This is a genomic window from Nocardioides sp. cx-169 (assembly GCF_021083605.1).
Lineage (GTDB): Bacteria > Actinomycetota > Actinomycetes > Propionibacteriales > Nocardioidaceae > Nocardioides.
On record NZ_JAJNRO010000002.1, the window covers coordinates 272,204 to 292,117 of the forward strand.

A 19,914-nucleotide genomic window follows, 5' to 3' on the forward strand; every position below is an offset into this window, starting at 1 on the left:
GGGACTCTGACGCTAACGCGTGGCGGGGACGGCGCGTTCCCTGGAACGGGGCCGACTCCCGTCGTGCCGGGCCCTAGAGTCGTGGGCATGAGCATCCTCGACGCCCCCCTCGCCCGCCTCGACGGGTCCCCCGGCACCCTCCGCGACCTGACCGGCGGCCGCCCGGCGCTGCTGGTCAACGTCGCGAGCAAGTGCGGCCTGACGCCGCAGTACACCGGCCTGGAGGAGCTGCAGCAGACCTACGGCGAGCGCGGCTTCACCGTCGTCGGCGTGCCGTGCAACCAGTTCGGCGGCCAGGAGCCGGGGACGTCCGAGGAGATCGCAGAGTTCTGCTCGGCGACGTACGGCGTGAGCTTCCCGATGGCCGAGAAGGTCGAGGTCAACGGCGAGGGCCGGCACGAGGTCTACCGCTCCCTGGTCGAGGTCCCCAACGAGTCGGGCGAGGCCGGCGACGTCCAGTGGAACTTCGAGAAGTTCCTCGTCGACGGCTCGGGTGAGGTCGTCGCACGGTTCTCCCCCCGCGTCGAGCCGAAGGACCCCGCCCTCGTGAGCGCGATCGAGGCCCAGCTCTCCTGAGCCTGGTCGGTTCTCCTAGGCTCCTGCCGTGAGCATCGACCCCGCCTCCGCGACCGCCGTACCGCACGACTCGCCTCAGGTCGGGGGCGACCGCCTGGACCGCCCGGTCCTGCTGGTGGCCGGCGTGGTGGTGCTGGGCGGGATCATGTCGATCCTCGACATCACCGTGGTGTCGGTCGCGCTCGAGACCTTCCAGCGCGAGTTCGACGCGACGTCGGCGCAGGTCGCGTGGACGATGACCGGCTACACGCTGGCGCTGGCCAGCGTCATCCCACTGACCGGCTGGGCGGCCGACCGGTTCGGGACCAAGCGCCTGTACCTGCTGGCCGTCCTGCTCTTCACTCTCGGCTCCATGCTCTGCGCCGCGGCGTCCTCGCTGGAGATGCTGGTCGGCTTCCGGGTCCTGCAGGGGCTGGGCGGCGGGATGCTGATGCCGCTCGGCATGACCATCCTCACCCGCGCCGCCGGCCCCTCGCGGGTCGGGCGGGTCATGGCCGTGCTCGGCATCCCGATGCTGCTCGGGCCGATCTTCGGCCCGATCCTCGGCGGTGCCCTCATCGACTCCGCGAGCTGGCACTGGATCTTCCTGATCAACCTGCCCATCGGCATCATCGCCCTGGCGTACGCCTGGAAGGTGCTGCCGGGCGACCGCGTCGAGCCGTCGGAGACCTTCGACTGGCTGGGCATGCTGCTGCTCTCGCCGGGCCTCGCGGCGTTCCTCTACGGCATCTCCTCGATCCCCGACGCCAAGCAGTCCGAAGGCACCATCTGGACGCTGCAGGTCGTCGCGCCTGCGGTGGCCGGGGCGCTGCTGATCGCGGCGTTCGTGCCGTGGGCGCTCAGCGGGCGCAACCGGCACCCGCTGATCGACCTGCGGCTCTTCCAGAGCCGCACGCTCACGGTCGCGGTGATCGCGATGGCGCTGTTCGCTATCGCGTTCTTCGGGGCCAGCCTGCTCTTCCCCCTGTACTTCCAGCAGGTCCGCGGCGAGGACGCCCTCGGCGCCGGGCTGATACTCGCCCCGCAGGGCATCGGCGCGATGCTGACCATGCCGGTCGCGGGCGTCCTGGCCGACCGCATCGGGCCGGGCAAGATCGTGCTGACCGGCATCGCCGTGATCACCGCCGGCATGGCGATGTTCACCCAGCTCACCGCCGACACGTCCTACGCCTTCATCCTGGGCGCCCTGTTCGTGATGGGTCTGGGGATGGGCGCCACGATGATGCCGATCATGTCGTCGGCGCTCGGGACCCTCGAGCCGCACACCATCGCGCGCGGCTCGACGCTGATGAACATCGTCCAGCAGGTCGCCGCCTCCGTCGGTACCGCGGTCTTCGCCGTGCTGCTCACCAACGGCATCCTCGACATCGCCGCGGACCCCACCACCGACCCGGTCGGCTACGTCGCCGGCCTGGCCGACTCCTTCGCCACCGTGTTCCTCGTCGCGACGGTCATGGTCGGCCTGGTGCTCGTGCCGGCGTACCTGCTCCCCCGCCGGCGCCCCGCCGCCCCCGTCGACCCGACCGCGATGGTGGGGCACTGAGGCCGGCCGAGGGCAGGTAACACGTCGTTCGTAGGTCTACCGCCGCCGGGACGCGGAGAGGGCGCGCAGCCCGGCGTAGGCGAGCAGTCCGCCCCCGGCCGCGCCGAGGACCAGGCCCCACCACGAGGGGTGGTCGACCGTGAGCACGGCGGTGACGAGCGGGATCACGGAGGCCGCCATGGCGACCATGAGGATCCGGAAGACCACGTGGCGGGTCAGTGCCGCCAGCACGGCCCAGCCCACGATCAGCAGCAGGGCGAGCACGAGGATCACCCACGCGTCGTTGTCGTAGGCGTCGAAACGGGGAGCGGGCTCCTCGGACGGGTCGAACACGCTGAGCGCCGACTGGAGCGCCTGGGCCAGCGCCAGGGCTCCGGTGAGCGTGGCGAACCCCACCACGGTGAGGGTGCCGACCACCGCCGCCGCGAGGACCCGGGTCTCGGGCAGGAGCCAGCCCAGCGCCGTGACGAGCACGGCGAAGATCGCGAGCCCCAGGGCGATCGGGATGCCCCCGACCTCCTCGTCACCGTCGAACCCGACGATGTCCTCGGTGGCCTGCAGGTAGACGGCGTACAGGCCGAGGATCCCGGTCACGACGAACGGGCCGCGACGCGTGCGCAGGAGGCCGCCGAGGGAGAGCACGACCACGGCGAGGCCGGCGACGTACGCGGTGGCGTCGCTGTCGTCCATCGCCACGCCGATCATCAGGCCGACGCCGCCGATGCCGAAGGCCGCCGGCCAGGTGACCAGGTCGGTCGCGGGATCGGTCTCCCGGGCCAGCACGTAGCTCGCCACGGCGATGCCGAGCAGCCCGAGCGTGGCCAGCAGCCCCACTGCGTAGTTTGACCAGTCCAGCTGCCCGTCGGCGCGCGAGTAGGCCGTGGAGAGGACCACGGCGGTCGCCAGCAGCGCAACGCCGGCGGCGACCAGGGGCCGCTCGCGGTCGAGGGTCGGGGGCGGACCGGGCAGTGGCACCGGGGGCCGGGCGGTGGAGTATCCCGGAGGGGGCGTGTGCGTCATGGCTGGGATGGTAGGCAGCGTGCGCCCAGAAACGGAGCAGGCGCGGCGGTCAGCTCTGCAGGGCGAGCGCGAGGGGGAGCACCGTCGTCGCGCCGGCCTCGCGAAGCGCATGCGCGGCACGCGTCATCGTCCAGCCCGTGACGACGAGGTCGTCGACGAGGAGCACCGGACCGGCCGGAACGTCGCCCTGCAAGGCGAAGCGACGCCCGACCGCGGCGACGCGCTGCGCGGAGTTCATCGCGCCCTGGCCCGGGGCGACGTCGGGGTCGACGATCGCGTAGCGAGCGACGACCGGCACCTTGAGGTAGCGCGAGAGCCCCTCGGCGAGGTCGGCGGTGAGCGTCGGCCGCGTCTCCGACTCGACGTAGGCGATCGCCTCGACCTGCGGGTGCCAGTCGCCGAGGACCTCGACGACGGCCTTCACCAGGGGGACCGGCACCGGTCCCTCACCGGCACCGGGTCGGAACAGCTCGCGCAGCGCCTGGCCGTAGCCCAGGTCGGTCAGCCGCGCCACTGCCCGGCCCTCCGCGGCGCCGGCGGCGATCTTGCCCTTGAGGCCGATGCCCATCGAGGCCAGCCCGGTGGGCCACATCTTGCGGGGCTCCAGCACCACTCCCGGGCGGGAGAGCCGCTCCTCCGCCTCGGCCACCGCGGCGCTCGACACGTCGAGGGAGAGGGCGAGCCCTCCGCAGTTGTCGCAGCGACCGCAGGGCTCGGCCTGCGGGTCGTCGAGCTGGTTGCGCAGGAACCACATCCGGCACTCGCTCGTGCGCAGGTAGTCGATCATCGCCTGCTGCTCGCGCTCACGGGCCTCGGCGACGCGCCGGTAGCGCTCCTCGTCGTAGGACCAGGGCTGCCCGGTCGACTCCCACCCGCCGCGCACCCGGCGTACGGCGCCGTCGACGTCGAGCACCTTGAGCATGGTCTCGAGCCGGTTGCGGTTGAGCTCGACGTGGGTCTCCAGGGCGGCGGTGCTGAGCGGACGGCCCTCCTCGGCCAGCACCTCGAGCGTGCGGCGCACCAGCTCCTCGCGCGGGAAGGCGAGCGAGGCGAAGTAGGCCCAGATGTCGCGGTCCTCGATGGCCGGCAGCAGCACGACCGTGGCCTCGTCCGTGCCGCGCCCGGCACGGCCGACCTGCTGGTAGTAGGCGACCGGGGAGGACGGCGCGCCCAGGTTGACCACGAAGCCCAGCGTCGCGTCGAAGCCCATGCCGAGGGCGCTGGTGGCGACGAGCGCCTTGACCCGCCCCGCGATCAGGTCGGCCTCGAGTGCCAGCCGCTCGGTCTGCTCGGTCTGGCCGGAGTAGGCGGCGACGTGGTGGCCGCGAGAGCGCAGGTAGTCGGCCACCTCCTGGGTGGCGGCGACGGTGAGGCAGTAGACGATCCCGGACCCCGGCTGCTCGGCCAGGTGGTCGGCCAGCCACGCGAGCCGCTGCTGGGCGGTCTTGAGGTGGACGACCCCGAGCCGCAGCGACTCGCGGTCCAGCGAGCCGCGCAGCACGAGCACGCCCTCGCCGAGCTGCTCGCCGACGTCGGAGGTCACGCGGGCGTTGGCGGTCGCGGTCGTGGCGAGCACCGGGATGCCGGCGGGCAGGTCGTCGAGGAGCGTGCGGATCCGCCGGTAGTCCGGCCGGAAGTCGTGGCCCCAGTCGGAGATGCAGTGGGCCTCGTCGACGACCAGGAGCCCGCACGTCGCGGCCAGGCGCGGCAGCACCTCGTCGCGGAACCCCGGGTTGTTGAGCCGCTCGGGGCTCACCAGCAGGACGTCGACCTCGCCGGCCCGGATCGCGTCGTGCGTGGCCTCCCAGTCCTCGAGGTTGGTGGAGTTGATGGTGACCGCGCGGATGCCGGCGCGCTCGGCCGCCGCGATCTGGTTGCGCATCAGCGCGAGCAGCGGCGAGACGATCACCGTGGGGCCGGCCCCCTCGGCGCGCAGCAGCAGGGTGGCCACGAAGTAGACCGCCGACTTGCCCCACCCGGTGCGCTGGACGACCAGCGCGCGACGCTTGTCGACGGCCAGCGCCTCGATCGCCGTCCACTGGTCCTCGCGCAGCGTGACGTCGTCGCGGCCGACCAGCGCGCGCAGGTGCGCCTCGGCGCTCTCGCGGACGCGCAGCCGGTCGGGGGCGACGTCGGTCGTGGTCATGCTTCATGTCTACCAGCGGCCGCCGACGCCAGGCACTTTGCCTATCGCTATTAATTCAGTAGGGTTAGGGCTCTTAATGGCCTTCTCGAGGAGCCCGCCCATGACGCCCGCCCCGACCTCGCCCCGCAAGGTCGCCGCCGCATCCGCGGTCGGCGCCACCATCGAGTGGTACGACTTCTTCCTCTACGGCACCGCGGCGGGCCTGGTCTTCGACCAGCTGTTCTTCAACGGCCTCGACGGACCCGCCGCGCAGTTCGCGGCCTTCGGCACCTTCGCGGTCGGCTTCGTCGCCCGCCCCGTCGGCGGGCTCATCTTCGGCCACTTCGGGGACCGCATCGGCCGCAAGACCATGCTGATCTGGACGCTGCTGATCATGGGCGTCGGCACCGCCGCCATCGGGCTGCTGCCGACCTACGACGAGATCGGCGTCTGGGCGCCGATCCTCCTGGTCGTGCTGCGAATCCTCCAGGGCATCGGCGTCGGCGGGGAGTACGGCGGCGCCGTACTGCTGGCGGTCGAGTTCGCGCCGGCAGAGCGCCGGGGCTTCTTCGGCAGCTTCGCCCACATCGGCGTCCCCGGCGGGCTCTTCCTCGCGTCCGGCGCGTTCGCCCTCGCCAGCCAGCTGCCCGACGAGCAGTTCCTCGCGTGGGGCTGGCGCGCCTGCTTCCTGGTGAGCATCGCGCTGCTGGCGATCGGCGCCTGGATCCGGCTCTCGGTCATGGAGACGCCGGCCTTCCAGCAGGTGCAGGCGACCAAGGAGGTCTCCCCCAACCCGGTCGCCGAGCTCGTGCGGCGCCAGCCGCGCACGCTGCTGCTCGGCATGGGCACCCGCTTCATCGAGGGCTTCACGTTCAACCTGTTCTCGGTCTACCTGCTCGCCTACACCGTCAAGAACGTCGGCATCCCCAAGTCCACGGCGCTCAACGCGATCATGGTGGGCGCGCTGCTCGGCGTCGCGCTGGTGCTCGTCTCCGGACGGCTGAGCGACACCTTCGGCCGCAAGCGCGTCTACAACACCGGCGTGGTGATCGCGCTGCTGTTCGCGTTCCCGGCGGCCTGGCTGGTCCAGGGCGGGACCACCCTCGGCGTCGCGGTCACGTTCATCGGCGGGCTCGGGGTCATCTACGGCATCGTCTACGGCCCGCTGGCGTCGTTCTGGAGCGAGCTGTTCGACACCCGCTACCGCTACTCGGCGCTCAGCACGCTCTACCAGGTCTCCGGCATCCTCGCCTCGGGCCTCACCCCGCTCATCGCGGCCTGGTTGGTGACCAAGGGGGACGGCACCCTCTGGCTGGTGGCGGGGTACAACGTCGTCATCGCAGTGATCAGCCTCGGCTGCGCCGCGCTCCTGCCCGAGACCCGCGGCCGCGACCTGCACGAGGACCTCGCGCCCGTCGCCGAGCCGGTCCGCGAGCCGGCGGTGGCGGTGCCGTAGCGGCGGGATGGATACCCGGTCCGCCACCTCAGGCAGCCGGGCCCTTGGCGCGTACGTCGTCCACGTGCGTCATCGCGTCGCGCAGCTCGGCGAGCCAGTCGGCCTCGTGCTGGCCGACCAGGCGCACGCACCACGCCAGCGCCTCGGAGCGCGAGCGGGCGACGCCGGAGTCGACCAACGTGTCGAGCACCTGGCGCTGGGGCTGGCGCAGCCTGGTCATCACCGGCGCGGACACGTGGGTCCACAGCTCCTCGCGCCCGCCGACCACCACGCCCCACGACACCTTGCGCTCGAAGCGGTGCTCCGCTTCGCGCGCGATCGCCATGCGCGCCTCGCGGGTCTCCTCGCGGAAGGCGCGGGCACGGCCCGCGCGCGCCTCGGCCTGCTCGACCTCCGACTCCCCCGCTGCGACATCGGCCACGGTAAGGACCACGGTGATCTCCTCGCGGTCGACCGCCACCCGCGGCGCCTCGACCTGCCACTCCTCGGGCAGCCGGCCGGTGAACCAGCCGCGCACCCTCTCCTGCGTCTCGTTGCTCATGCTTACATGATTACACCGTTACTCAAGCGCGTGCCGGCGGCGGATCTCGGCGTTGATGGCGGGGACGACCTCGTGCAGGTCGCCGATGACGGCGTACGTCGCCTTGGTGACCATCGGGGCGTCGGGGTCGGTGTTGATCGCCAGGATGCTCTTCGCCGTGGAGCAGCCGGCCCAGTGCTGGATCGCGCCGCTGATGCCGCAGGGGATATAGAGCTCCGGCGAGATCCGGCTGCCGGTCTGGCCGACCTGCTCGTGGTGCGGGCGCCAGCCGAGCGAGGTCACGACGCGGGAGACCCCGAGCGAGCCGCCGAGCAGCTCGGTGAGCTCGACCAGCTCCGCGAAGCCGTCGGCCGACCCGGCCCCGCGGCCCGCGCCGACCACGACCCGCGCCGACTTCAGCGTGCCGGACAGGTCCGGCTCCGGCTCCTCGCTCGAGACCACCCGCGCGACCAGGTCGGCCTCGGCCACCGCCGGGGACCGCACCACCACCTCCCCGGAGCCCGGCTCGTCCGCGGGCGCGGCCTCGACGGCGTGGCCGGCGACGGTGAACACCGCGGGCCGGTCCGCGAGCCGCATCTCCTCCAGCGCGGCCCCACCGACGACCTGGCGGGTCACGACGAACGGCGACAGCCCGCCGAACGACAGCACGTTGGCCGCCATCGCCACGCCCTCGCGGGCCGCGACGTGCGCCATCACCTCGTTGCCGCGCGGCGTCCCGGCGGCCATCACGACCACCGAGGTCCCGCGCGCGTCCTGCACGCCGGCTGCCCAGGCAGCACCGGAGTACGACCCGAACGCCTCGCCGGTCAGCGCGTGCACCCTCCGCACGCCGTACGCCGCCAGCGTCGCGGCCAGCTCCGCGGACGGCTCGCCCACGACCACCGCGTCGACCGGGACGCCGCCGCCCTCGGCGGCCAGCGACCGCGCGAACGTCAGCGCCTCGCGCGACACCTCGACGGCCTCGCCCGCGGGCGTGGTCTCGACCAGCACCAGGATCATCGCGACAGCACCCCCAGCTGCTCGAAGAGGTCGACCACCGCGGGCGCCGCGTCGGCGCCCTTGCCGAGGACCTGCACGTTCGACGGGGCCGGCGGCGGCAGCAGCAGCCGCACCCGCGAGGGCCCGATCGGGTCGCTCACCGGCGACCGCTCCTCGATCGGCACCTTCTTGGCCTTCATCCGCCCGGGCACCGTCGGGTAGCGCGGCTCGACGCCGCCCTCCAGCACGGTCACGACCGCGGGCAGCGGCACCCGGTAGGTCTCGTAACCGTCCGTGCCGGCGCCGCTCGCGGTCACGACCCCTTCCGCGACGGACACGTTCGTCACGCCGTTGACCACCGGCCGGCCGAGCTCGTAGGCCAGGCGGATGCCGACCTGGAAGTCGCCGCTGTCGGCGGCGTCGTTGCCCAGCAGCACCAGGTCGTGGTCGCCCGCGACGGCCGCGATCTCGCGCGCCACGTCGGCCGGGCCGAACGTCGAGGAGTCGGCCACCACGTGCACCGCCTCCGTGCAGCCGACGGCCAGCGCCGCGCGCAGCTGCTCCACCGCGTCGGTGTCGCCCAGCGTGAGCACCGTCGCGGTGCCGCCCGTGGCCGCCGCGACCTGGACCGCCAGCTCGACGGCGCACTCCTCGTGCGCGCTCATCGTGAAGCCGGCGTACCGGCCGTCGACCGCCTGCGCGTCCTCGGTCAGGACCACCTCGCTGGAGGAGTCGACGACGCGCTTGACGCAGACCAGGACCTTCACTTCAGGCGCTCGTTGGCCCGGTCGAACAGCGGCGTCGCGTCGACCGAGCCGACGGTGACGGGGTAGAGCTCCTCCATGTACGACACCGCGAGCTCCTGCCCCACGACAGCGACGTCCGGCGGCAGGTACGCCATCAGCACGTGCTTGCCGAGCGACGGGGCGGAGCCGGCCGACGTGACGTAGGGGTGGTGCCCGTGCCCGTCCGTCAGCGTGGCGCCGTCGCGGGTCAGGATCGGCTCGCCGCCGAGCATGTAGCGCCTCACCCCCGACGCCGAGGTGTGGTCGTCCACGGTCATCGTGCACAGCACGGCCTTCGGCGCCTCCGCCCGCTGGGCGACGTACGCCGCCCGGCCGACGAAGTCGGCGGCCTTGACCTTCGGCCGCTGCATGCCGGCCTCGACGATGCTCCGCTCGCTGTCGAGCTCGGCGCCGTAGGCCCGGTAGCCCTTCTCCAGGCGCCCGGTGGTGCCGTAGACGCCGATCCCGACCGGCACGGCGCCGTGCGGCTCGCCGGCCTCCAGGAGCGCGTCCCACAGGTCCGCGGCCGAGCCCGTGTCGACGTAGAGCTCCCAGCCCAGCTCGCCGACGTAGGAGATGCGCGAGGCCAGCACGGTGGTCCCGCCGACCTGGACGGACCGGCAGGTGAGGAAGCCGAAGCCGTCGTCGGACAGGTCGTCGGGGGTCAGCGAGGAGAGGATGTCGCGTGCCCGCGGACCCCACAAGCCGATCGTGGACACCTCGTCGGTCACGTCGGTCAGCGTCGTGGCACCGTCGGCGGGCAGCTGGTCGGTGAACGTCTTGCGGTCGGCCATGCCGTGCGCGCCACCCGTGACGACGCGGAAGCGTTCGTCGCCGAGCCGCATCACGGTCAGGTCGGAGAGGAAGCCGCCCTTCGCGTCGAGCACCGGCGTGTAGACGACCTTGCCCACCGCGACGTCGCACTGCGCGACACAGGTGCGCTGCACGGTCTTCAGCGCGCCGGGCCCGACGATGTCGAGCACCTGGAACGCCGTCAGGTCGATGATCCCGGCCGCCTCGCGCATCCGCAGGTGCTCGGCGTTGATGATCGGGCTCCACCAGCGCGCGTCCCACTCGTGCTCGCGCGGCAGGACCGCGTCGCCGTACTGCTCGACCAGCCCGGCGTTGGCCTCGTACCAGTGCGGACGCTCCCAGCCGGCGGTCTCGAAGAACATCGCCCCGAGCTTCTTCTGCGACTCGTGCATCGGCGAGACCCGCTGGTCGCGGTCGGACTCGTACTGCTCGGCGGGGTGGACGATCCCGTAGGTCTTGATGAACGACTCGGTCGTGCGCAGCCGGGTGTGCTCGCGGCGCATCTGGTGCGGGTGGAACCGCGCGATGTCGCTGTGGTGGATGTCGATCTCGGAGTGGCCGGCGGTCATCCACTCGGCGACCGCGCGGCCCACGCCGGGCCCCTCCTTGATCCACACCGCCGACGCGGTCCACAGGCCCTTGACCAGGCTCTCGCCCAGGATCGGGTTGCCGTCGCAGGTGAGCGAGAGCAGGCCGTTGATCGCGTAGCGCATCTCGGCGCCCTCGGCGCCCAGCAGCTCGGGCATCAGCTCGTAGGCCTGCTCGAGCTGGGGGTCGAAGTCGTCGGAGGTGAACGGCATCTCGGTCGGCGAGAGCTTGGCCTGCTCGATCGAGGGGATGTCCTCCGGCTCGTGCAGGATCGCGCGGTGCGCGTAGGAGCCGACCTCCATGTCGGCGCCGTGCTGGCGCTCGTAGCAGAAGGTGTCCATGTCGCGGATGATCGGGAAGCTGATCTCCCCCTCGCGCTCGGCCAGCTGCGGGCACGGCCCGACGCTGATCATCTGGTGCACCGCGGGGGTCAGCGGGATGCTGATGCCCGCCATGTCGCCGAGCTGGGGGCTCCACACGCCGGCGGCGATCACGACGTACTCGGTCTCGATGTCGCCGCCGCTCGTCCGCACCCGCCGGATGCGCCCGTCCTGCACGTCCATCCCGGTCACCTCGACCGTCGGTACGACGGTCAGCGCGCCGGCGGCCAGCGCGCTCTCGCGCATGATCGTGCCGGCGCGCAGGGAGTCGACGACCCCGACGCTCGGGGTCCAGAACGCCCCGAGGATCTGATCGGTCTCGATGAAGGGCACCTTCTCCTTCACGAAGTCGGCGTCGACCAGCTCCGCCTCGATCCCCCACGCCCTGGCCGACGACATCCGCCGCCGCAGCTCCTCCATGCGCTCCTCGGTGCGCGCGATCTCGAAGCCGCCGGACTGCGTGAAGACGCCCATCTCCTGGTACTGCCGCACCGAGTCGAGGGTCAGATCCGTGATCTCGCGGGAGTGGTCGACCGGGAAGATGAAGTTGGACGCGTGGCCGGTCGAGCCGCCGGGGTTGGGCAGCGCCCCCTTGTCGAGCTGCACGATGTCGCGCCAGCCCAGCCGGGCGAGGTGGTGCACGAGGCTGTTGCCGACGATGCCGGCGCCGATGACGACGACCTGCGCCGAGGTGGGGACGGTGACCATGGGGGCTCCCGGTTCAGAGTGTTGCGTGATGCGCAACCTGATGCGTCATATGAAACGAACTCCAGAATCACCCGTCCCCGGCCGGGAGGTCAAGACCTCCCGGCCGGAGTTCGGCTCCGGACTCAGCCCAGCCAGGCGTCGACCTTGTCCTGGTTCTCCTCGACCCACTTCGCGGCCGCGTCCTCGGCGGACATGCCCTCGTCGGAGATGTACTTGGCCACGAGGTTCTGGTCCTCGTTGGTCCACTGGAAGTTCTGGATCAGCTCGACGGCCGGACCGCCCTCGCCGACCCACTCGGTCGAGAGGATCTTCTTCAGCTCGGTCTCCGGGTAGTCGCACGCGACCTTCGCCGGGTCGTCCTGGCACCCCTCCTCGTAGGCGGGCAGTGCCACCTTCGCCAGCGGGACGTCGGCGAAGAGCCACTGCGGCTCGTAGAAGTAGCCGATCAGGAACTCCTTGTTCTCCTCGGCCTGCTGGAACGCCGTGATGCTGGCGGCCTCGCTTCCGGAGAAGACGACCTTGAAGTCGAGGTCGAGGTTGCTGATGATCGCCTCGTCGAACTGGACGTAGGAGGGGTCGGCACCGAGGAACTGGCCCTTGCCGCCGGACTCGGACGTGGCGAACTCCGAGGCGTACTTGTTGAGGTTCTCGTACTCGAGGATGTCCGGGTGCTCCTCCGCGAGCCACGGCGGGACGTACCAGCCGATGATCCCGACGTTGCCGGTCGGGCCGCCGTCCATCGCGCTGCCGTCGCCGGTGCCCTCGAAGAACTTCTTCTCCAGGTCCGGGTGGCCCCAGTCCTCGATCACGACGTCGACCTCGCCGGTGCCGAAGCCCTGCCAGGCGACGTCCTCCTTGAGCTCCTTGTAGTTGACCTTGCAGCCGAGCTGCTCAGTGGCGATGTGCCCCACGACGTAGGCGTCGGCCTCGTAGCCGACCCAGGGGTTGACCGCCATGTTGACCTCGCCGCAGTCACCAGCCGCCGCCGCCTGCGACTCGTTGTCCTTGGTCTCCTCGTCGATGGACCCCTCGCCGCACGCGGCGAGCGTCAGAGCAGCCACCGCCGCAACCGAGGCGAGGCCTGCTACTCGCTTTCCTGAGTGTCGCAATTTCTTCTCCTTGGTTGGATGGTGCCGGGTGTTGTCCTGCCGAGAGCTCAACGGCCGCCTCGAAGCGAGCCGGTCCACCGCAGGCCGGCCCAACGGGACGGCTGCGAGGGGTCGCGGGCCGGACGGTCCTTGCCGGCCGCGCCGCGCATGATCCGGTCCAGCATGATCCCGAGCAGCACGATGCTGATGCCGCCGGCCGCGCCCTTACCCCACTCCTCGGAGCGGGCGAAGCCGAGCACCACGTCGTAGCCGAGCGCTCCGGCGCCCACCAGACCGCCGATCACGACCATGGCGAGGACGTAGAGCAGGCCCTGGTTGGCCGCCAGCACGAGCGAGCCGCGCGCCATGGGCAGCTGGACCTTGGTGATCTCCTGCCACGTCGTCGAGCCGGTCGACCGAGCCGCCTCGAGGGTCGTCGGCGAGACACCCTGGATGCCGTCGGCGACGAGCTTGACCGCGACCGGCGCGGCGTAGACGACACCGGCGACGATGGCCGTGAAGCGGGTCGGGCCGAAGAGCGCGAGCACCGGGATGAGGTAGACGAACGGCGGGATCGTCTGCCCGGCGTCCAGGAGGGGTCGCAGCACCAGGTCGGTGCGCCGGCTGCGTGCCATCGCCACGCCGAGCACCACGGCCAGGACCATCACCAGGAGCGTGCCGACCAGCACCATCGTGAGGGTGACCATCGCGTCATGCCACAGGTCGACGAAGAGGAGACCCGCCAGGCACAGCACGGTGGGCACGACAGCGCGGAGCCCGCCGAAGACGACCGCCAGCGCCAGGATGGCCGCGGCGGCGAGCCACCACGGCGACTCCGACAGCAGCGCCTGCAGCGGGTTGAGCAGCAGCGAGCTGATCGCGTCCTTGAACGCCTGGGTGACGTCGCGGAAGGTGTCGGTGAACCACTCGAAGAAGCGGTCGACCGCGTCGGCCAGCTCGGGCCCCCAGGTCGTCTCCCGGAACTCTGCGAGGGAGGAGTAGGTGCGGGAGAGGTAGACCGCGACCAGCGCGCCGATGCCGGCCACCGCGAGGACGATGCGCCGAAGCCTGAGGTCCACCCGGCCGCGCGCGGTCTTCTCGCCGTACTCGCTCGCGGCCGTGGTGGCCCGGTCGAGCATCACAGCCATGACCACGATCAGCAGGCCCGGCACGAACGCGCCGCCCACGTCATTGCGCGTCAGTGCCCGGTAGACCGGCAGGCCGAGGCCGGGGCCGTTGACCAGCGCGGCGATCGTCGCCATCGACAGCGCCGCCATGATCGTCTGGTTCAGGCCCACCACGATCGTGCGGCGGGCCATCGGCAGCTGCACCTTGGTCAGCCGCTGCCACCGGGTCTGACCGGCCGAGTCGGTGGCCTCGATGGTCGTGGACGAGACGGTGCGGATGCCGTGCCCAGCGATCCGGATGAGCGGGGGCAGCGCGTAGATGAGCGTGCAGATCACCGCCGCGGACGGACCGATGCCGAAGAACAGCGCGATGGGTGCCAGGTAGACGAACGCGGGCAGGGTCTGCAGCACGTCGAGCATGGTGGTGACGACCGCTGTGGTCGCCCGGCCGGAGGTCCCCAGGAGCACCGCCAGCGGGATGCCCACCACGACGACGACCGCGACGGAGACGAAGGTGACGATCAGGGAGTCCATGGCGTCGGACCAGAAGCCGAAGGCCCCGAAGGAGACGAACGACAACGCCACGAGGATGGCGATCCGCCACCCGGCGACGGCCAGGCCGATCCAGGCCGCGACCGCGGTGATGCCGAGCCAGCCGACCTGGGGCACCGGGCGCGGGAAGTCGGGGATCGACAGCATCCGCTGGAGCCAGTCGACGACTCCGCCGAACCAGTCCCCGAGCCCGTAGGTGAACTGGATGATCGGGTTGGTGTCGCGGTTCGCGAGCACGTCGTCGCGAAAGCCGGTCAGCGAGTCGTGCAGGTCGGTGTTCTCGCGGCCGGCGAGGGCGAGCGTGTCCTGGCCCTTGGTGAGGGCCCACACCGCAATCCACAGCCCGATCACTCCCAGCGCCCACACCCAGCGCGGCACCGTACGGCGCTCACGCGTCTCCGGGGGCTCCGGGCTCCGGGAGCCCGCGGCCGGCGGGGCGAGGGTGGCGGTCACGATCGCGCCTCCTCCTCCGCCACGACCACCCGCAGGATCGCGTCGTCGTCGACGATGCCGACCAGCCGGTCCCCGTCGACGACGCGGACCGGGTGGGCGGCGGCGAGGGCGGCCTGGGCGGCCTTGCGCACGATCGTGTCCGACGACATCACCGGGCCCTCCATCGAGTCGTCGGGCCGGGGGTCGCGCATCACCCATTTCAGCGTCAGCACGTGCGAGCGGGGCACCTCGGACACGAAGTCCTTGACGTAGTCGTCGGCAGGGGCGCCGACCACCTCGGCCGGTGCGCCGATCTGCACGATCTCGCCGTCTCGCAGGATGAGGATCCGGTCGCCGAGCTTGAGGGCCTCCTGGAGGTCGTGAGTGATGAAGACCATCGTCTTGCCGAGCTCGTGGTGGAGGCGGATCACCTCGTTCTGCATATCGCGGCGGATCAGCGGGTCGAGCGCCGAGAAGGGCTCGTCGAACAGCAGCAGCGACGGGTCGCCGGCCAACGCCCGGGCAAGGCCGACGCGCTGCTGCATGCCACCGGAGAGCTGGTCGGGGTAGGAGTGCTCATATCCGGACAGGCCGACCAGGTCGACCACCTCACCGGCCTTCGCGCGCCGCTCCTTCTTGCCCAGCCCGCGGATCTCGAGACCGTAGGCGACGTTGTCGATCACCTGCTTGTGCGGCAGGAGGCCGAAGTGCTGGAAGACCATCGAGGCATGGTGTCGGCGGAGCTCTCGCAGCTGGGCGGGCGAGGACTGGTTGACGTCCTGGCCGGCGATGATCGTCTGCCCCGACGTGGGCTCGATCAGGCGGGTGAGGCACCGGATGAGGGTCGACTTGCCTGACCCGGACAGGCCCATCACCACGAACACCTCGCCGGGCGCGACGTCGAAGGACACGTCCTTCACGCCGACCACGCAGCCCGTCTTCTCCTTGAGCTCGGCGCGGGAGAGGTCGGCGTCCGGCGTACCGATGATGGCGCCGCTGCCCTTGCCGAAGATCTTCCAGAGGTGGCGCACCGAGAGCGCGCTCTCCTCCGCGGCCGTCCCGGGCTCGGCGGCGTGCTCGGTTGCGACGCTCATGCGTGCTCCTCATGGTTGCGGGGGTCACCCGGCGGGTAGAGCGGGGTGGCGTCCCGATAGCGGTAGTAGGCCACGTCCGCAGGCGGGAGGGGCGTGTTTCCGGCGATCAGGTCGGCCGCCTTCTCGGCGACCATCATCACGGGGGCGTAGATGTTGCCGTTGGTGACGTAGGGGAAGACCGAGGCGTCGACGACGCGCAGCGACTCGGTCCCCTGCACCCGCATCGAGGTCGGGTCGGTCACCGACATCTCGTCGAGGCCCATCTTCGCCGTGCACGACGGGTGCAGCGCGGTCTCGGCGTCGGCGCGCACCCAGTCGAGGATCTCCTCGTCGGTGCGGACCGTCGGCCCCGGCGACAGCTCGCCGGCGTTGAAGGCGCCGAACGCCGGCTGGTTGAGGATGTCGCGCGCGACCCGAATCGCCTCGACCCACTCCTTGCGGTCGGTGGGCGTGGAGAGGTAGTTGAACTGCATCGAGGGGTGCACGCGTGCATCGCTCGACCGGATCCGCACCCAGCCGCGGGTGTCGGCGTACATGGGTCCGATGTGGACCTGGTAGCCGTGCCCCTTGGTGGGCGCCGAGCCGTCGTAGCGGATGGCCACCGGCAGGAAGTGGAACATCAGGTTGGGCCAGTCGACCTGGTCGTTGCTGCGCGCGAAGCCACCGCCCTCGAAGTGGTTGGTCGCGCCGAGTCCCTTGCGCTGCAGGAGCCACTGCAGCGCGATCTTCGGGCGGTGGCGGTAGCGCAGGCCCGGTGCGATCGAGACCGGCTGCTTGGAGGCGTACTGGACGTAGACCTCCAGGTGGTCCTGGAGGTTCTCCCCGACGCCGGGCAGGTCGTGCACGACGTCGATGCCGTGGCGCTCGAGCAGCCCTCGATCGCCGACACCGGAGAGCTGGAGCAGCTGCGGGGTGTTGATGGCGCCGCCGCAGAGGATCACCTCACCGGCCCGCACCGAGCGCCGTGACCGGCCGCGGCGGTAGTCGACGCCGACCGCGCGGATGCCGTCGAAGAGCACCCTGGTGACGAACGCATGGGTCCGGATCGTGAGGTTGCGACGGTCGCGGACCGGGTCGAGGTAGGCGCGGGAGGCCGACCAGCGTCGGCCGCGGTAGATGTTGCGGTCGAAGCGCCCGAAGCCCTCCTGACGGTAGCCGTTGACGTCGTCGGTCAGCGGGTATCCCGCCTCCTGCGCGGCCGCGAAGAACGCACCGAACAGCGGGTTGGTCGCCGGCCCGCGCTCGAGCTTGAGCGGGCCGTCGCCGCCGCGCCAGTCGTCGGCGCCGGCCAGGCACGTCTCCATGCGCTTGAAGTACGGCAGACAGTGCCGGTAGTCCCAGGTCTCGAGGCCCGGGTCGGCCGCCCAGCGCTCGTAGTCCATCGGGTTGCCCCGCTGGAAGATCATCCCGTTGATGCTGCTGGACCCGCCGAGCACCTTGCCGCGGGCGTGGTAGATCCGCCGCCCGTTCATGTGCGGCTCCGGGTCGGTCTCGTACTTCCAGTCCCAGAGCCGGTTGCCGATCGGGAACGGCAGGGCCGCCGGCATGTTGATGAAGGGGTCGGCCCGGTAGTCGCGGCGCCCGGCCTCCAGCACGAGGACCGACGTGCCGGGGTCGGCGCTGAGCCGGTGCGCGATGGCCGCGCCCGCGGAGCCCCCTCCCACGATCACGTAGTCGTAGCGCTCCTCGGTCACGTCGCCCCCCTCAGACCGAGAACCAGTGCTGCGGGGCCGGGCTGATGTTCTGCCAGACGTGCTTGGTCTCGCGGTACTCCTCGAGACCGGCGCGACCCAGCTCGCGACCGGTGCCGGACTGCTTGTAGCCGCCCCACTCGGCCTGCGGCACGTACGGGTGGTAGTCGTTGATCCAGACCGTCCCCATGCGCAGCCGGGCTGCGACGCGCTGACCCTTGCCGGCGTCCTGGGTCCAGACCGCGCCGGCGAGGCCGTAGATGCTGTCGTTGGCGGTGGCCACCGCGTCGTCCTCGGTCGTGAACGTCTCCACGGTCAGGACCGGCCCGAACGACTCGTCCTGGGTCACCGACATCCCCGGCGTGCAGGCGTCGAGGACGGTCGGCAGGTAGTAGAACCCGTCGGCGAGCGCCGGGTCGTCCGGGCGGGCGCCCCCACAGCGCAGCACGGCGCCCTCGGCGAGCCCCGCGGCGACGTACGCCTCGACCTTGTCGCGGTGCTGGGCGCTGGTGAGCGGCCCGGTCTCGGCCCGGTCGTCGAAGGGGCCGCCGAGACGGATCCGCCGGGCCCGCTCGACGAGCGCGTCGACGAACTCGTCGTGGATCGACTCCTCGACCAGCAGCCGGGCACCGGCCGAGCAGACCTGGCCGGAGTGCAGGAACACCGCGGTGAGCGCGTAGTCCAGCGCGGTCTCCAGGTCGGCGTCGGCGAAGACGATGTTGGGGTTCTTGCCGCCGAGCTCGAGCGCCACCTTCTTCACGGTGCCGGCGGCGGCCGCCATGAGCCCCTTGCCGGTGGCGAGGCTGCCGGTGAACGAGACCAGGTCGACGCGAGGGTCCTCCGCGAGCAGGGCCCCTGCCTCCCGGCCCGCGCCGAGCACCAGGTTGCCGACGCCGGCGGGCAGTCCGGCCTCCTCCAGGAGGCGCATCAGGTGGACGGCGCTGTGCGGGGTGAGCTCGCTGGGCTTGAGCACGAAGGTGTTGCCGGCCGCCAGGCATGGGGCGACCTTCCACGAGGTCTGGAGCAGCGGGTAGTTCCAGGGCGTCACCAGGCCGCACACGCCGATCGGCTCGTGCACGATCCGGCTCACCACGCCGGGGTTGCCGGTGTCGACCACCCGACCGGGGTCGTCGTCGGCAACCCGGCCGTAGTGGCGGAAGACCGACACGACGTCGGCGACGTCGTAGGCGCTCTCGACGAGGCGCTTGCCGGTGTCGAGCGACTCCATGCGGGCGACGGCGTCGGTGTCGCGCTCGAGCAGGTCGGCCAGGCGCAGCAGGAGGTCCCCACGCTCGCGAGCCGACGTGTCGCGCCAGGGGCCCTCCTGGAAGGCGCGGTGGGCCGCGGCGATCGCGTCGGCGGTGTCCTCGGGCCCGGCCTCGTCGACCTCGGCGACCAGGGTCCCGTCGGCGGGACAGCGGATCTCGCGGCGCCCGTGGGCGCGCGCGCTGACCCATCCCCCATCGATGTAGAGCTCCGGCACGACCGCTCCCCTACGCCTCGTGTTGCGTATGCCGCAACGTGCTCGCTCTTGGCGCAACTATGCGGTGTTCCCGAGAATGGAGCGCACCACCCGTCCCGTCAAGGACCGTCACCGCTCCGTGACCTGACGTTGACCCCAGCCGAGACGGTGCGAGACCTCGAGCGCCGCCGCGACCAGGAGGTCGACGACCTCCGCCAGCCGCTGGTCGGGCAGCCGAAACGTCGGCCCCGAGACGCTCAGCGAGGCCACCACGTCGCCGTGGGCGTTGCGGATCGGCGCCGCGGCCGCGGTCAGCCCGACCTCCAGCTCGTCCACCGCGACGGCGTACCCCTGGGCGCGCACCGCCTCGAGCTCCTCGCGCAGGCGGGCCTTGGAGGTGATGGTCAGGTCGGTGTAGGAGGCGAGCCGGCCCACGAGCGCGTCGAGGGCCGGACGGTCCAGCCCGCTGAGCAGGACCTTGCCGTTGCTCGTGGCGTGCAGCGGGATGTGCTGGCCCACCCAGTTGTGGGGCTGGAGCGCCGAGGAGCCGGCGACCTGGTCGAGGTAGAGCGCGGAGCTCTCCGAGAGCACCGCGATGTTGACCGTCTCGCCGGTGGCGGCGGCCAGCTGCCGGCACAGCGGGCGTGCCTCCTGCACCAGGTCGAGCCGCGCGGTGGTGGCGCCGGCGAGGCGGAGGACGCCCACGCCGAGGCGGTACTTGCCGCGGTCCTCGGTCTGCTCGACGAGCCGGTGCTGCTCCAGTGTGGCGACCAAACGGAAGGCGGTGCTCTTGTGGACCTCGAGCTCGGCGGCGATCTCGGTCACCCCGGCCTCGCCCACCCGGGCCAGCACCTCCAGAATGGTCAGGGCCCGGTCCACCGACTGCACCCCGCCGGTCGCGCCGGCCGCCTCGGCCCGCGTCCCCGCCTCGTTGCGCATGGCGAGACCATAGTGG

Annotated in this window: 15 protein-coding genes; 3 read left to right on the forward strand and 12 right to left on the reverse strand. The window is 71.7% G+C overall.

The features are described 5' to 3' along the window. The first annotated feature begins 87 nt into the window (after positions 1–87). The gene (locus tag LRP67_RS02495) at positions 88–576 is read left to right on the forward strand and encodes a glutathione peroxidase (RefSeq protein WP_231268576.1); all 489 of its coding nucleotides are present in this window, start codon (positions 88–90) and stop codon (positions 574–576) included. A gap of 28 nt (positions 577–604) precedes the next feature. Further along, on the forward strand, positions 605–2,119 hold the full coding sequence (locus LRP67_RS02500; protein ID WP_308189685.1) for a DHA2 family efflux MFS transporter permease subunit: 1,515 nt from the start codon (positions 605–607) through the stop codon (positions 2,117–2,119). A 36-nt stretch (positions 2,120–2,155) separates the two neighbouring features. On the opposite strand, the gene LRP67_RS02505 is transcribed toward LRP67_RS02500, so the two are convergent. Together LRP67_RS02505 and LRP67_RS02510 are read right to left on the reverse strand one after the other, a co-directional pair. After that, entirely contained in the window at positions 2,156–3,139 is a 984-nt protein-coding gene (locus tag LRP67_RS02505; RefSeq protein ID WP_231268577.1) for a hypothetical protein, read from the reverse strand. 49 nt (positions 3,140–3,188) lie between these two features. After that, positions 3,189–5,285: a DEAD/DEAH box helicase gene (locus LRP67_RS02510; RefSeq protein WP_231268579.1), complete on the reverse strand. Its 2,097-nt coding sequence runs from the start codon at positions 5,283–5,285 to the stop codon at positions 3,189–3,191. A gap of 100 nt (positions 5,286–5,385) precedes the next feature. Here LRP67_RS02510 and LRP67_RS02515 point away from each other — a divergent pair, with 100 nt between their 5' ends. Then, a complete protein-coding gene (locus LRP67_RS02515; protein WP_231268580.1) occupies positions 5,386–6,720 on the forward strand; it encodes an MFS transporter in 1,335 nt (444 codons plus the stop codon). A gap of 28 nt (positions 6,721–6,748) precedes the next feature. Here LRP67_RS02515 and LRP67_RS02520 read toward each other — a convergent pair whose 3' ends face one another. The 10 genes from LRP67_RS02520 to LRP67_RS02565 all read right to left on the reverse strand — a co-directional run bounded on the left by LRP67_RS02520 (position 6,749) and on the right by LRP67_RS02565 (position 19,898). Beyond that, complete coding sequence (locus LRP67_RS02520) at positions 6,749–7,261, reverse strand: hypothetical protein (protein WP_269210968.1); 513 nt, start codon at positions 7,259–7,261, stop codon at positions 6,749–6,751. Between the two features lie 18 nt (positions 7,262–7,279). Then, the gene (locus tag LRP67_RS02525; protein WP_231268582.1) at positions 7,280–8,260 is read right to left on the reverse strand and encodes an electron transfer flavoprotein subunit alpha/FixB family protein; all 981 of its coding nucleotides are present in this window, start codon (positions 8,258–8,260) and stop codon (positions 7,280–7,282) included. Beyond that, a complete protein-coding gene (locus tag LRP67_RS02530) occupies positions 8,257–9,006 on the reverse strand; it encodes a hypothetical protein (RefSeq protein WP_231268584.1) in 750 nt (249 codons plus the stop codon). The genes LRP67_RS02525 and LRP67_RS02530 overlap by 4 nt, the downstream gene beginning before the upstream one ends. Further along, complete coding sequence (locus LRP67_RS02535; protein ID WP_231268586.1) at positions 9,003–11,513, reverse strand: FAD-dependent oxidoreductase; 2,511 nt, start codon at positions 11,511–11,513, stop codon at positions 9,003–9,005. Before LRP67_RS02535 ends, LRP67_RS02530 begins: the two co-directional genes overlap by 4 nt. Before the next feature lie 122 nt (positions 11,514–11,635). After that, on the reverse strand, positions 11,636–12,574 hold the full coding sequence (locus LRP67_RS02540; RefSeq protein ID WP_231268588.1) for an ABC transporter substrate-binding protein: 939 nt from the start codon (positions 12,572–12,574) through the stop codon (positions 11,636–11,638). Positions 12,575–12,669: 95 nt separating this feature from the next. Beyond that, positions 12,670–14,733, reverse strand: coding sequence for a proline/glycine betaine ABC transporter permease (locus tag LRP67_RS02545; RefSeq protein WP_231268590.1), 2,064 nt, complete (start codon positions 14,731–14,733; stop codon positions 12,670–12,672). Beyond that, positions 14,730–15,806: a glycine betaine/L-proline ABC transporter ATP-binding protein gene (locus LRP67_RS02550; protein ID WP_231268592.1), complete on the reverse strand. Its 1,077-nt coding sequence runs from the start codon at positions 15,804–15,806 to the stop codon at positions 14,730–14,732. The genes LRP67_RS02545 and LRP67_RS02550 overlap by 4 nt, the downstream gene beginning before the upstream one ends. Continuing rightward, positions 15,803–17,500, reverse strand: a complete 1,698-nt coding sequence (gene betA / locus LRP67_RS02555) for a choline dehydrogenase (protein WP_231268594.1) — start codon at positions 17,498–17,500, stop codon at positions 15,803–15,805. Before betA ends, LRP67_RS02550 begins: the two co-directional genes overlap by 4 nt. Positions 17,501–17,510: 10 nt before the next feature. Next, a complete protein-coding gene (locus tag LRP67_RS02560; RefSeq protein ID WP_231268596.1) occupies positions 17,511–18,980 on the reverse strand; it encodes an aldehyde dehydrogenase family protein in 1,470 nt (489 codons plus the stop codon). A gap of 108 nt (positions 18,981–19,088) precedes the next feature. Further along, positions 19,089–19,898, reverse strand: coding sequence for an IclR family transcriptional regulator (locus tag LRP67_RS02565; RefSeq protein ID WP_231268598.1), 810 nt, complete (start codon positions 19,896–19,898; stop codon positions 19,089–19,091). Positions 19,899–19,914 lie beyond the last annotated feature (16 nt).